Annotated in this window: 11 protein-coding genes; 6 read left to right on the top strand and 5 right to left on the bottom strand. The window is 27.2% G+C overall.

What is annotated here, in order from left to right; translation table 11 throughout:
* Positions 1-12 precede the first annotated feature (12 nt).
* Both AMYT_RS09650 and AMYT_RS09645 read right to left on the bottom strand, forming a co-directional pair.
* Positions 13-1,185 carry an Opr family porin gene (locus AMYT_RS09650; RefSeq protein WP_114842343.1) on the bottom strand — a complete coding sequence of 391 codons (1,173 nt, stop codon included), beginning with the start codon at positions 1,183-1,185 and terminating at the stop codon, positions 13-15.
* Between the two features lie 210 nt (positions 1,186-1,395).
* The gene (locus tag AMYT_RS09645) at positions 1,396-2,556 is read right to left on the bottom strand and encodes an Opr family porin (RefSeq protein ID WP_114842342.1); all 1,161 of its coding nucleotides are present in this window, start codon (positions 2,554-2,556) and stop codon (positions 1,396-1,398) included.
* Between the two features lie 202 nt (positions 2,557-2,758).
* On the opposite strand from AMYT_RS09645, the gene AMYT_RS09640 reads away from it, so the two are divergent.
* Positions 2,759-3,907, top strand: a complete 1,149-nt coding sequence (locus tag AMYT_RS09640) for an iron-containing alcohol dehydrogenase (protein ID WP_114842341.1) — start codon at positions 2,759-2,761, stop codon at positions 3,905-3,907.
* On the opposite strand, the gene AMYT_RS09635 is transcribed toward AMYT_RS09640, so the two are convergent.
* Complete coding sequence (locus AMYT_RS09635; RefSeq protein WP_114842340.1) at positions 3,894-4,748, bottom strand: AraC family transcriptional regulator; 855 nt, start codon at positions 4,746-4,748, stop codon at positions 3,894-3,896. The genes AMYT_RS09640 and AMYT_RS09635 overlap by 14 nt on opposite strands.
* Positions 4,749-4,883: 135 nt before the next feature.
* Here AMYT_RS09635 and AMYT_RS09630 point away from each other — a divergent pair, with 135 nt between their 5' ends.
* The 5 genes from AMYT_RS09630 to AMYT_RS09610 are packed head-to-tail and all read left to right on the top strand — an operon-like array spanning position 4,884 to position 11,877.
* Complete coding sequence (locus tag AMYT_RS09630) at positions 4,884-7,292, top strand: molybdopterin-dependent oxidoreductase (protein ID WP_114842339.1); 2,409 nt, start codon at positions 4,884-4,886, stop codon at positions 7,290-7,292.
* A 1-nt stretch (position 7,293) separates the two neighbouring features.
* On the top strand, positions 7,294-7,848 hold the full coding sequence (locus tag AMYT_RS09625; RefSeq protein WP_114842338.1) for a hypothetical protein: 555 nt from the start codon (positions 7,294-7,296) through the stop codon (positions 7,846-7,848).
* Positions 7,849-7,879: 31 nt separating this feature from the next.
* The gene (locus AMYT_RS09620; protein WP_114842337.1) at positions 7,880-8,566 is read left to right on the top strand and encodes a response regulator transcription factor; all 687 of its coding nucleotides are present in this window, start codon (positions 7,880-7,882) and stop codon (positions 8,564-8,566) included.
* Positions 8,559-10,220, top strand: a complete 1,662-nt coding sequence (locus AMYT_RS09615) for an ABC transporter substrate-binding protein (RefSeq protein ID WP_162919501.1) — start codon at positions 8,559-8,561, stop codon at positions 10,218-10,220. The genes AMYT_RS09620 and AMYT_RS09615 overlap by 8 nt, the downstream gene beginning before the upstream one ends.
* The gene (locus AMYT_RS09610; protein WP_114842335.1) at positions 10,207-11,877 is read left to right on the top strand and encodes a sensor histidine kinase; all 1,671 of its coding nucleotides are present in this window, start codon (positions 10,207-10,209) and stop codon (positions 11,875-11,877) included. The genes AMYT_RS09615 and AMYT_RS09610 overlap by 14 nt, the downstream gene beginning before the upstream one ends.
* 8 nt (positions 11,878-11,885) lie before the next feature.
* On the opposite strand, the gene AMYT_RS09605 is transcribed toward AMYT_RS09610, so the two are convergent.
* Together AMYT_RS09605 and AMYT_RS09600 are read right to left on the bottom strand one after the other, a co-directional pair.
* Positions 11,886-14,078: a heavy metal translocating P-type ATPase gene (locus AMYT_RS09605; RefSeq protein WP_114842334.1), complete on the bottom strand. Its 2,193-nt coding sequence runs from the start codon at positions 14,076-14,078 to the stop codon at positions 11,886-11,888.
* Between the two features lie 2 nt (positions 14,079-14,080).
* Positions 14,081-14,422 (bottom strand): ArsR/SmtB family transcription factor, encoded by a 342-nt coding sequence (locus AMYT_RS09600; RefSeq protein ID WP_114842333.1) that lies wholly within the window; start codon positions 14,420-14,422, stop codon positions 14,081-14,083.
* Between the last annotated feature and the right edge of the window lie 24 nt (positions 14,423-14,446).

Here is a 14,446-nt window from a genome sequence, read left to right as displayed (position 1 = left end):
AGGGAGTATAAATTAGAAACTATAAACTAATGTTGCATTTAATTGGTTCATATCAGACCCAACATATCCATTTACATCATCTGTATTAAAATATGTATATCCAACATTTGCTTTTAAATTATCAGATATTTTATATCCTAACCATAAAGTAGTCTCTTCAGCATCAAACTCTTTATTTGAATCTGTTTTATAGTTATTAAAAATACCATAAAGTAGTGTTGCATCTAAATTACCAAATGATTTACTTAAACTTGCATAGTATGTTTGTGCATTTCTATAATAAAAAGCATCTCCTTCTTCAAAAGGACATAATGATTCTCCTGTAGCTCCATATCCAATAAAGTGTGTATCATCATCACCAACTTTTGCATATCCAATAGCTGCATTAAACCCAAGAATATTTACACTTGCTTTTAAATGCAAGAAATCAGTATCATCTTTATTTAAATCTTTATGCATTTTTTGTTGAACATAATCAGCCCTAAAGTTAAAATCTTTATAATTTAAATCAACTCTTCCACCAAGTTTATAATGGTCATCAGGTAAATATATATCATATATTGTAGCTTTAATATTTTCATTGAATTTATGAGAAATACCTAATTTATAAGCACCTTTGCTTTCATTGATATTTTCCATTGGTCTATATTCTCTTGCATAAACTCTACCAATTTTTTTAGACCAAATTGCTTCAATTGAAGTATTATCAAAAACTGCATCTATTTTAATAGCATCATGAGTTTTTGCAAACCAATCTGAAACAATAAATTGTCTACCAAATTTTGCAGTAATATTTTCATATTGATACTTTACAAAAAACTCTTCTGCATCTATATCTTTTTCATCTCCTGTTTTATAGAACCTTTCACTAGCATCACCTTTACCTTTCCAAGTTCTTAAGTTTTTATGGTCTTCAAATAGAGTTTTATAAGCTCTAAATTTAGTAGTAAGACTTAAGTTATTCCAAGTTCCAGTTTCATATTTTAAAGCAAATGAACCAACGCTATAAGCTGTATCTTGATAATAAGTACCTACTTTTTTATCAAAATCTCTTGTTTCATAAGTAACACTTACATCACCACTTACTTTTCCATTTTGTAAGGCTTCTAAAAGAGAATCAGCACTTGCAAATGAACATGTTCCTAATGTTAAAGCAGCAATTAGGCTTAATTTGATAGTTTTCATTGTTTTCCTTTAATTTGATTTAAACTAATATTTAAAATTAAGTTTATTTTCAAATTATAAAAAAAGGACTGGGTCTAAAAAGTAATTTTTTTAAGAAATATAAAACTATCTCTATAGTTTTCAAATAAATTCACAAGATTTGAAAACACTAAACAAAAGCAGACAAAATTTCAGAGGCAGTTTTATACTCCCTAAAAAAGGGAGTAAGTGTTAAAAACTATAAACTAAAGTTGCATTTAACTGATTTAAATCAGTAGTATTTGCATCTTTTGAGTCTTCATTTGTAAGGGCATACCCTAGATTTAAAGTAAGGTTTTTATTAACTTTATAATCAACCCATAAGTTAAACTCGTCTTTATCATATTTATTTTCATAATCAGTAATTCCATATAAAGCAGTTAAAGATACATCTCCAAAAGATTTACTAAGCATTGCATATGTAGTTTTAGCATCTTTTAAAAACATTTGATCCCCTTCTTCAAAAGGAATAATCGTCTCTCCTGCAATATGATTAAAAGCAGCATCTTTATCAATTTGTACATATCCTAAAGTTGCAGTGTATCCACCTAAACTAGCAAAAGCTTTTAGTTCTAAAATATTGCTATCTTCTACATTTTTTTCATCTTCGTTTGTAGAAGCATAGTGTATCATTGAACCAAATTTTACTTCATTTATAGAAGATTTATATGTAATTTTTCCTCCATAAATATCTTTAAGTGATGGGGCTGTTAAACCATAAGCTTTAATAGCAAATGAATTAGTAAGGTTATGTGTAATTCCAAGTTTATATAAACCTCCATTTCCTTTATTAACCTCAGTCATAGGTCTATAATCCCTTGCATAAACTCTACCATGTCTATTTGTCCAAATAGCTTCAATATTTGTATTTTTTAAATCATAATATAAACTTATTGCATCTTGTGTTTTATTAATCCACTCAGTTGAAATAAATTGTCTACCAGCTTTAATATGTAAATTTTCTAAATCATATGCTAAATAAGCAGTTTCAAAATCTACACTTTTATTTTTTCCATCTTTATAAAATCTTTCACTTGCATCACCTTTTCCATGATTAGTTCTAAAATTTTTATCATCTTCAAATATAGTTTTATATCCTCTAACTCCAAGATTTACACTAAAATTATAAAACTGAGCACTTTTATAATTTAATCCAATAGAACCAACACTATAAGCAGTATCTGAATAATATGCAGAAATCTCTTTATCTTGTTTTCTACTTTCATAAGTAATACTTACATCACCACTTACTTTTCCATTTTTTAAGGCTTCTTCTAAAGTATCAGCACTTAAACTTACACTAAAAGCACTTAAAGCAAGAGCTGTAACTAAAGAAATTTTTAGAGTTTTCATTTGTTATCCTTTGTATGTTTTAAAATAAACTTAACTTTTATTATTAGATTTATTTTTTATGTTTGGGAAGTATAAATTAAAATTGTAGAAAAAAAATCGAATTTTAAAATTTGTAGAAAAATACATATAATTTATAAGATTTGCTATTTGCAAATACATCTTTTATCTATATAATAATAGAAAATTTTTAAAAGGATAAACTATGACATATACATATCATAATCCAACTATTATTGAGTTTGGTGAAGGAAAAATTGAGTCAATCACAAATTATATTCCAAAAGATTCTAAAGTATTATTTGTTTATGGTGGTGGTTCAATTAAGAAAAATGGTGTTTATGAACAAGTGGTAAAAGTTTTAAAAGATTATACATTTTTTGAATTTAGTGGAGTTGAGCCAAATCCAACAGTTGAAACAATGAATAAAGCTGTTGAAATAGTAAGAGAGAAAAATATAGATTTTATTTTAGCTGTTGGTGGAGGGTCTGTTATTGATGGTTGTAAATATCTTGCTGCTGCTAGTTTATATGAGGGTGATGGTTGGGATTTTTTAGATGGGACTTCTCAACCAAAAGCTGCAGTTACTCTTGGAGCTATTTTAACACTACCTGCAACAGGAAGTGAATCAAATAGTGGAACAGTAGTATCAAAAAAAGCTACAAATGAAAAAAGATATTTCTTTTCACCTTTTATTTTCCCTAAATTTGCAGTATTAGATCCTAGTGTAATGGCTACTTTAGATGATAGACAACTTGCAAATGGGGTTGTTGATGCTTTTGTTCATACATGTGAACAATATATAACATATCCAAATAATTCGCCAATTCATGATGGATATAGTGAAACAATACTAAAAGGTTTAGTAAAGTTAATGCAAACTTGGGATAAAAGAAAAGAGTACTCTTGGCATGAAGATTTGATGCTTTTAGCAAATCAGGCTTTAAATGGTTTTATTGGTGCTGGTGTGCCACAAGATTGGGCAACACATATGATAGGGCATGAATTAACTGCTTTTTATGGAATAGATCATGGAAGAAGTTTAGCAATAGTTCAACCACAGCTTTTTAAAGTAATGTTTGAAGATAAAAAAGAAAAACTTTTACAAATGGGAAAAAATATATTAAATATAGATGATGCAAATAAAGTAATAGATAAAATTGAAGAGTTATATAATAGTGTAGGGATTTCTACAAATTTAAATGATTATATAAATGGGGATAAAGAGGTAATTAGTAAAATTACAACTGCTCTTAAAAATCACAATATGACAGCTCTTGGAGAAAAAGGTAATTTAACTTTAGATAAAGTTGAGCAAATTTTGACTTTAGCTTTAAAGCCTAAAGAGATTTAATCTCTTTGGGTGGCTTTCCAAAATAGCTTTTAAAATCCCTACTAAATTGAGAAACACTTTCATACCCAATCTCATAGGCACAATCATTTACTTGATAATTTTTTAAAAGCAACTCTTTTGCTTTATTTAATCTAATATTTTTAATATATTGTAAAGGTGTATAAGAAGTAGATTTTTTAAAATAATTATGATAAGAAGAGATACTCATATCTACTTTTTTTGCCAAATTATTAAGGTCTAGTTTTTCATTATAGTTTTTATGTATATATCTTATACTTCTAGCAATTTTTGCTTCATTTTTATCATTTAAGAACATATTATATAAAAAACAAGCATTTTTGGATTTTGCTACTCTATAAAAAAGTTCTTTTAAAAGATTTGTGCCTAAGATTTCACTGTCTTGTTTATTTTGTAAAGTCTTTAAAAGTCTATATGTAATATCTTCTATTTCTAAAGTAACATCATCACTAAAAACAGCAAGCTCATACTTCTTATTTTTCTTTTGGTTTCCTATTAAATCTATTATTTCATACATAAGTTCTTTATTTATAGAAATAAGCATACAAATATAAGGCTCTTGTTTAGAAGCAATAGTCTCACATTCAAAAGGTAAAGTTGTAGGAACTACTAAATATTTTTTATTATTATATGTAAAAGTATTATTTTTTAAATAACCTATTTTAGTTCCTTGTAGAACTAAAACTAAACAGACATCATATATAAGTGGTCCTCTTGGACAAAAACTTTGTGTTTTATATAACTTAATATCATTTATAAAAGTGTTATATAACCCATCTTCTTTAATAAGTTTATTTGCTTCGTTTAAAATTTTATTATTCATCTTTTTATTATACCAACTTTAGAAATTTTATATTTGCAAAATCTTTTAAAAAATATGTCAAATAATATAATTATTCGATTTTTTTTCGATTTTTTGTTGTTAGACTTTCAATATAAATGAAAAAAAGGATAAACCATGAACAATTCAAGAAGAGATTTTCTTAAAGTTGGTGCAGTTGCATCAGCAGCTGTTGTAGGAAGTGGTAGTGTTTCAGGAGTATTAGCAAAAGAGTTTGCAACAAGAACTAAAAAAATCCCAAGTGCTTCACACTTTGGAGCTTTTTATGCTCATGTTAGGGATGGAAAAATTGTAGATATTTCATCTCAATTAGATTCAGATGCAAATCCAACTGTAATGGTAAAAAGCTTAGCAGATAGAAATAGCTCAAACTCAAGGGTAAAATATCCAGTTGTAAGAAAAAGTTACCTTGAAGGAAAAGGTAGAGGTGACTTAAGAGGAAAAGAGGAGTTTGTAAGAGTATCTTGGGATACTGCTATTGATTTAGTAGCTAAAGCTATTAAAAAAGCACAAGCAAATGGTGGAAATCAAGCACTTTATAATGCTTCTTATGGAGGGTGGGCTCATCCAGGAGCTTTTAAACCAAATGCTTTAGCTGGAAGATTTTTTAATATTATTGGTGGAGCTGTTAGAACTTCAGGTGAGTATAGTAATGGTGCAGCAGGGCAAGTAAACCCTTCAATTGTTGGAGATATGGAAGTTTATTCTATTCAAACAGCACATGAGCAAATTATTAAAAATACAAAAGTTATGATTTTATGGGGTGCTGATTTATATAAAACAAATAGAGCAGGATATTCTGTACCAAATCATAGATGTTATGATGCTTATGAAGAGTATAAAAAAGCAGGGATTAAAGTTATCTCTATTGACCCTATTTATACTATGAGTGCTCAAGAGTTCAAGGCTGATTGGATAAAAATAAGACCAGGTAGTGATGTGGCAATGATGCTTGCTATGATGAACTACTTATATAAATCAAAAAAATATGATAAAGCTTTTATTGATAAATATACTTATGGTTTTGATAAATTTTTACCTTACCTTTTAGGTAAAACAGATGGTGTTGAAAAAACTCCTCAATGGGCAGAAAAATTAACAGAAGTTCCAGCAAAAACTATTAAACAATTAGCTGATATTATGGTATCAAATAGAACATTTATTGCTGGAAACTGGGCTTTACAAAGAGCACATCATGGAGAGCAAGTTGATTGGTGTATTATTACTTTAGCTTCTATGATTGGTCAAGTTGGATTACCAGGTGGTGGTTTTGGATTTTCTATGCACTACGAAGGTGGAGGAGATGCAAGTTCAGGTAAAGCTACTGTTGGTGGAATGAGCCAAGGTGGTGGAGATAATGTAAAAATTGCAATTCCTGCTTCAAGAATGAGTGATTTAATTAATAAACCAGGTCAAACAGTAACTTACAAAGGTAAAGAGATAGTTTATCCAAAAGTTGAGTTTATGTTAAGTGCGGGAGGTTCACCTATTGGTCATCAACCTGATGTAAATGAGTTAATTAAAGCTTTAAGAACATTAGATACTTTAGTAGTAGTTGAGCCTTGGTGGACTCCCACTGCAAAAATGGCAGATATTGTATTACCTGCAACTACAACTATGGAAAGAGATGATATAGCTTCTGGTATGTCTTATTCAAATGATAGAATTTATGCAATGAAACAAATAGTAAAACCAAGATATGAATCAAAAGATGACTATGAAATTTTTACACTATTAGCTGAAAAATTTGGAAAAGCAAAAAGATATTCAAGAGATAGAAGTGTAAAAGAGTGGTTAGAAAGATTATATAAAAGATCATATGCAAAAAGAGAGATGGGTATTTCTTTTGAAGAGTTTTGGGAAAAAGGTGTAATTAAATATGAAATTCCAGAAGATGCTAAAAACTTTGTAAGACATGAAGCCTTTAGAAAAGATCCTATTGCAAATCCTTTAAAAACTGAAACAGGAAAAATTCAAATCTATTCAGATAAATTTGCAAGCTTTGGATATAAAGATTTTAAAGGTCATCCTATGTGGTTTGAACCAGCAGAGTGGTTAGGAAATAAAAAGTTAGTGAAAAAATATCCATTACATTTAGTATCTCCTCATCCAACATATAGAATTCATTCTCAATTGGATAACACTTGGGTACAAAATGTACACAAAGTACAAGGTAGAGAGCCAATTAGAATTAATCCTAATGATGCTAAAAAATTTAATATCAGAGATGGAGAAATTGTTGAAGTTTACAATGATAGAGGAAGTTTACTTGCTGGAGTTGTAATTACAAATACAATTAGAGAAGGTGTTGTTGCAATAGAAGAGGGTGCTTGGTACTCTCCTGAAGATAATCAAAAAGATATTACAAGATGTAATTCAGGGCAAGTAAATGTACTTACTTCATCAAGACCTACATCACAAATGGCACAAGCAACAACTGCTAATACAGTATTAGTAAGTATAAGAAAAGCTGGGACAGTTAGGCCAAACTTAGCGTATCAACCACCAAAAATTATAGGAGCTTAAGATGAGAAATTTAGTTAAAAAATCAATAGCAATCTTAGCTTTACTTGGGATTTTTGCCCAAGTAAATGCACAAGATAGTTTTATATATCAAGATACAATATTAAAAGGTGAAGATGGAAAATCTGCAAAAGTTTATGTGGGAGTTCCTCTTTTAATAGTAAAAGATTTAGGTAAAGAAGTAAAAGTTTCAATTAAAGGGTATATTTTTGGTGATGAGGTTTATAACACTAAAACAAAAGACCTTTTAATTGCGAAAATTGATAATGGTTTTAAAGTAAATAAAAAAGATGAGCAAGTAGAGTTAATTGGAACACTTTCAAAAGAGTTAGTTTCTGCTGACTTAGGAGATATTTGGAGTGAGCATGAAGAGTTTTACTTTGAAATGTGTACTCAATGTCATGCTGGTCCTGAAGTAAATCATCATACTATGATGGAATGGGAAGCTATTTTTGGTACTATGAAAGGATTTGCAAAACTTGATGAGGAAGAAGCTTCTTATCTTCTAAGATATTTAAAATCTAACTCTTCAGATGGTTTGGTTAAAACAAAACATTAAAAATTTGTTATAATCAAAAAAAGGAGTCTTTATGCAAAAAGAAGTTTTAGAAAAATTAAAAGGTTTAACAATTCTTTATGCAGAAGATGAAGTAGGTATAAGAGAAAATATTGCTGATAGTCTAAGCTATTATGTAAAAGAGGTTTTTCAAGCTTCAAATGGCAAAGAGGCTTTAGAACTTTATAAACAGAAAAATCCAGATATTATTTTAAGTGATATTCATATGCCTATTATAAATGGAATAGAGTTTGTTAAAAAAATAAGACAAACAAATAGAGAAATTCCAATAGTTATGATAACAGCCCATACAGATAAAAAATATCTGTTGGAAGCTGTTGAATTACATATGGAAAAGTATATTGTTAAACCAATTGAGCTTGAAGTTTTATTTGAAGTTTTAGAAAAATGTGTAGAAATTTTAACTATAAATAAAAAGATATTTCTAAAAGTTAATAAAAATTATAGTTATGACTATGATAAAAAAGAGTTAAAATATAAAGATGAAGCTTTAATATTAAATAAAAAAGAGATGTTGTTTTTTGAAGTATTAATAGCAAATCAAAATAGAGTTGTAACTTATGAAGAATTACAAGATAAGGTTTGGGGTGATGATATTATGACAGATAGTGCACTTCGCTCACTTGTTCGAAATCTTAGAAAAAAACTTCCAACAGATTTGATTTTTAATCTATCTGGGGTAGGGTATAAACTTGTATAAATTAATATTTTTTCTAAGCTTATTTTTTTCTTTTGTTAGTTCAAATAGTAATATTGTTTCAAAATTTGAATTTAGGGAAGATGACTCTTTAAGTAGAGTTGCCCCTAAACTTCTACCAAACTCTCATATAAATATTTTTTTACCTTCCATTCCCTATTCATATATTGCAAAATCTACAAATTCAGGTCTTATTAGGTCTTATGACAATGACCAAGGCTGGGTTTATGATTTGGCAAAATCTCATAAAAGAGTAGATGATTATACATATATTTTTACTTTAAGAGAAAATCTAAAGTTTCAAAATGGAGAGCCTTTTACTATTGATGATGCTATTTATAATTTAGAGTTTTTTAGAAAGAATCCTTTTTTGTATACAAATATTGATAAGATAGATTTTGAGATTATTAAACTAGATGAATATAGATTAAAATTTGTCTTAAAAGAAAAATATGAGATGTTTTTAACCGATTTAGCAAGGGTATATTTTTATACAAAAGAGTATATTCAAAAATATAATCCTGTGGGAAAAGAGACAGGAACTGCAAATAAAGCAGCAGGTGCTTTTGGTATGGGACCTTATATTTTAAAAGAGGGGTTTGCAATAGGAGATAAACAAACAGAAAAACTAGAACTAATTGCTAACCCATATTATTGGAATAAACAGTTTCCAAAAATAAATTCAATTACAGTTTATACACAATTAAATATAAATGAAGCAATAGAAGATATAACAAAAAAAGAAGGAAAACTTGATTTAATGCCAATTCCATTTAATAAAAAACTAGAGGTTTTATTATCTGATTATTCAAAATTAATAATTTCTAAATCAACAGATAATTTTGTAATCTTTTTTAATTTAATAAATGGAAATAATAAACTTCAAGATAAAAGAGTAAGGCAGGCTTTAAATCAAGCTTTAAATCAAGAGAATTTATTGAAATTTGTATATAAAAATGAAGGTAAAATCTCTGCTTTTACAACTTCAATTAATTATAAAATAGTTGAAAAAATTGCTAAAAAATATCCAATATCTGATACAAATTTTACCCCTAAAGAGTTAGCCAATTTGTTAAATGGATTAACTTTAGAGGTTTTTACCCAAGATAGATTTATGTTTTTATTTAAAGGAATAGAGTTTCAATTAAAAAAATATGCAGTAAAGTTTCATTATACAATTACAAATAGTGAAAAAGATATTTATAAGCAATTATTAACAACAAATAGTAATAAAAATACTCAAAAATGGGATTTACTTATTTGGGGAGATGATGATTGGTATTACCAAAACCCTTGGACAGTCTTTTTTATTTATGAAGCAAATAGTGTTTGGTCAACTATAAAAGAAGATAAAATAATGCAAAAATATATTGAAAAGTTTTTTATTACAAAAATTGGTACACAAGAGTATGAAGAGGTTGTAAAAAATATTCTTTTTAGGGCAAAGCAAGAAGCTTATACTTTAAGAGTCCCTTCACTAAATAAAGTATTTGCAGTAAATAAAGAAGTAATTTTTAAACCATATAAAGGAGGGATTATTCCTTTATGGGAAATAGAACTTACAAAAGATCATTGGTCTTTAAGGGGAAATAAAAAGTATGATGAATATTTGAAAAAAGCAGTAAAACCAAAAAGAGCAGAAAATGAAACTAATTAAAAAAACAAATATAAAGTTTAAATTGGGGGTTTTATTTTTTATTTTATGTGCCTCTATTGCAGTATTAGGTTATAAATCTATAAATATAAGTGAACAAAATAAAGAGACTTTAAAAGTAGTTCATAGTAAATCTCAAACAGTTTTATCCCTACAAGATAGAATAATTACTCCTTTATATAGATTAAGAGAGATTTCACAATCTTTAGTGATGGCTCCTAATGGTCAAATTAGAGTTGATATTGAAAAAAATTTAAATATACTTATAACTAAACTTGATAAAGAGTTTGAAACTTTTTCTTCTTCAAATATTCAATTAGTACAAATGTGGAAAAATTATAAAAATTTAATAGAAGATACAAAAAAATATTTAAAAGAGGAGTTTGAAGAGGGTGCTTATGTAAATGTAACCACTTCAAGTAGAATGCAGTTTCATCTACTTGTAAATACTCTTTTAGAAATGCAAAGTAAATCTTTAAATAATGCAACTCTTGCTTATAATGAAGCAGTTTTAAAATCAAAAGAAATTAAAATTGAAATTATCGCTTCTTTGGTAATTATTTTACTTTTTGCAATTGTGGTTGGATGGTTTATTACTAGTAATATAATAAATTCAATTTATATAGTTCAAAAAGGTTTAAGTGATTTTTTTAATTACTTAAATCATAGAAAGAAAAAAGTTGAAGAGATAAAATTAAATACAAAAGATGAATTTTATCAAATGACTACAATGATAAATCAAAATGTAGCAAATATTCAAAGAAACATAGAACAAAATGAAGCCTTAATTAAAAATGCCACAAAGGTTTTACAAAATATTAAAGGTGGAAATTTAGGAACTAGATTAAGTGAACATACAAATAATAAAGCCTTAAATGAATTAAAAAGTATGATAAATAATATGATTGATAATCTAGAGATTAAAATTCAAGAAGAAATAAGTAAAAGATTAGAACAAGAACAACTTTTAATCCAACAAAGTAAATTAGCTTCTATGGGGGAAATGATAGGTAATATTGCCCACCAATGGAGACAACCTTTAGCTCAAATTTCAGCTATTCATATGAATATGAAAGTTACATATGATTTTAATAAATTTACAAAAGAGTATTTAGATACAAAAATAAAAGAAGCAAATAAATTAACTTCATATATGTCTCAAACCATAAGTGACTTTCAAAACTTTTTTAAACCTCAAGGAGAAAAAGAAGAATTTAGTATCCAAAAAGCTTGTCAAGAAGCTTATTTTATAGTTGAATCTTCTTTAAAATATCATGGAATAGAAGTATCTTTTGATATAAAAGAAGATATTAATGTATTTGGATATAAAAATGAATATTCTCAAGTTATATTAAATATTTTAAGTAATGCAAAAGATATTTTACTTGAACGGCAAATAGAAAATCCTAAGATAAATATTGAGATAAAAAATGGAGAAAATTATGCTATTGTAAAAATACACGATAATGCAGGGGGAATAAAAGAAAATATTATTGATAAAATTTTTGATCCATATTTTACAACTAGATATAAAACACAAGGTACAGGAATAGGGCTTTATATGTCAAAAAATATTATAGAAAGAAATATGAATGGATATATAAATGTGAAAAATGTAGATAATGGAGCATTATTTACAATAAAAGTAGCTAAAAACTAGGAAACCTCCTAGCTTTTAGAACAACAAGAACCTTCACTACAACAAGTTGTAGTTTCTTCTTTAAAAGTTGGTTTAAAAGAGCTTGTATTACAAGAATCATCTTTACAAATTTTAGGTTTATCTTTTATAGTTTTTAAAATTCTCATAGAGTTAAAAATAGCAAGTAAGGCAACTCCTACATCTGCAAAAATTGCTTCTTTCATACTTATCATAGCTCCTGCCCCAAGTATTAAAAATCCAACTTTAATAGCCATAATAAAAATAATATTTTGATATACAATAACTTTTGTCTTTTTTGCAATTTTTATAGCATCACTTATACAAGTAATATTATCATTTAAAATAACAACATCAGCAGATTTTACAGCTATATCACTTCCAACTCCACCCATTGCAAAGCCTACATCTGAGTTTGCAAGTGCTGGAGCATCATTTATACCATCACCTACAAAAGCTGTTACTTTATTTGTTTGTTTTTTTATCTCTTCAAAATTTGTTAATTTATCTTGAGGTAATAGTTCATATTTTACTTCATCTATTCCTATAGTATTTGCAACATCTAAAGCTACTTCTTTTTTATCTCCTGTAAGCATATAGATTTTTTCTATATTAAGCTTTTTAAGTTCAGTTATTACTTCTTTTGCTTCAACTTTTATAATATCACTTACTACAATATATCCTGCAAAAACACCATTTATAGCAATATATACCACATTAAGATTCTCTTTTATATCTTTTAGTTGTATATTAAACTTTTTAAGTAATCTATCATTTCCAACTAAAATCTCTTTATTTTCAATAACTGCTTTAACTCCAAGTCCACTTAACTCTTCATGTGCTGTTATTTTTTGAGAATCTATTTCTTGTTTATAAGCTTTTACAATTGATTTTGCAATTGGATGAGTTGAAAAACTTTCTGCATATGCTGCAAACTTTAAAAGTTCATCTGTTTTATTTTCAAAACTTTCTATTTTTGTTACTTCAAAAACTCCATGAGTTAAAGTTCCAGTTTTATCAAAAATAATATTTCTAATTTCTGTTAGTTTTTCAATATAGTTTGCTCCTTTTACTAAAACTCCTCTTTTTGAAACAGCACCTATTGCACTAAAAAAAGATAAAGGAACAGATACAACTAAAGCACAAGGACAAGAAATAACTAAGAAAATTAAAGCTCTTTCAACCCAATCTCTAAAAATAGCACCTTCAATTAAAAGTGGAGGAAGTATTGCTAAAAGAACAGCTAAAACTACAACTATTGGTGTATAAACTGTTGCAAATTTTGTAATAAATTTTTCAGCTTTTGCTTTTTTTGATGAAGCATTTTCAATTAATTCAATAATTTTAGCAACAGTTGAGTCTTTATAAAGTGAAGATACTTTTATATAGCAAGCTTTTGATAGATTTATATAGCCACTTAAAACTTCATCATCTTTATTTAGAGTTTTTGGTTTAAATTCCCCTGTAATAGCACTTGTATCAAAGGAAGAATTATCTGAAATTATAACTCCATCAACAGGAACTTTTTCACCAACTTTTACAAGTATTATATCTTCTAGTTTTACCTCTTCAGGTGCTTTTTGAATAATAGTATCATTTTCTTTTACATTGGCATATTCTGGTTTTATATCAAGTAAGGCATTTATACTATCCCTTGAATTATTTACAGCAACTGCTTGAAACATTTCACCCACTTGATAAAATATCATTACAGCTATACCTTCTACATATTCTCCTAAAACAAATGCACCAATTGTAGCTATTCCCATTAAAAAATGTTCATCAAAAACTTTACCATTTGCTATATTTTTAACAGCTTTATATAAAACATCCCAACCAACTAAAAAATAAGCTATTAAATAAGTTATAAATTGTAATGTTGTATTTGAAATATAGTTATAAGAAATAAAAGTAAGAGCAATAGCAACTAATGTAATAAGTAAAAGTTTTTTATCAAGCAACTGCCAAAATGTTCTTTGTATTTTTTGTTCTTCTTTTAATATAACTACTTCTTTTTCTATTTTTTGTATCTCTTTTTCTATTTTATTTAAAAGATTTTTATCTTCAATAGAAGTTTCAAAGCTAAGTGTAGATGTTGAAAAATTTAATTTAACATTATTTAATTCCTTCATCTTATTTAATGCTTTTTCAATTTTTCCTGCACAATTTGCACAATCTAGATTTTGTAATTTGACTTTTTGCATAATTATCCTTTTATTATATGCTCTAATCCCATATCATATATTTTTTTAATATGTTCATCATCAAGGCAATAAAATATTTGTTTGCCTACTCTTTTATGTTTTACAATTTTTGAGTTTTTTAATACTCTTAGTTGATGAGAAACAGCAGATTGACTTACATTTATTAATTCACTAATTGCTCCTACACATAACTCATCTTCTTTTAATACAGCAATTATCTTTATTCTTGTTGTATCTGCAAAAGCTTTAAAAAGTTCTGCAACATCATATAACGTTTCCTCACAAATCAATGTAGGTTTTAGTTTTTCTACTTCTTTTGAGTGGTCACAACAATTTTCTGCCATTTGTATCCTTTTAAGTATGTACAT

This window comes from Malaciobacter mytili LMG 24559 (assembly GCF_003346775.1).
Lineage (GTDB): Bacteria > Campylobacterota > Campylobacteria > Campylobacterales > Arcobacteraceae > Malaciobacter > Malaciobacter mytili.
This window is presented reverse-complemented; position numbering and strand designations above follow the sequence as displayed.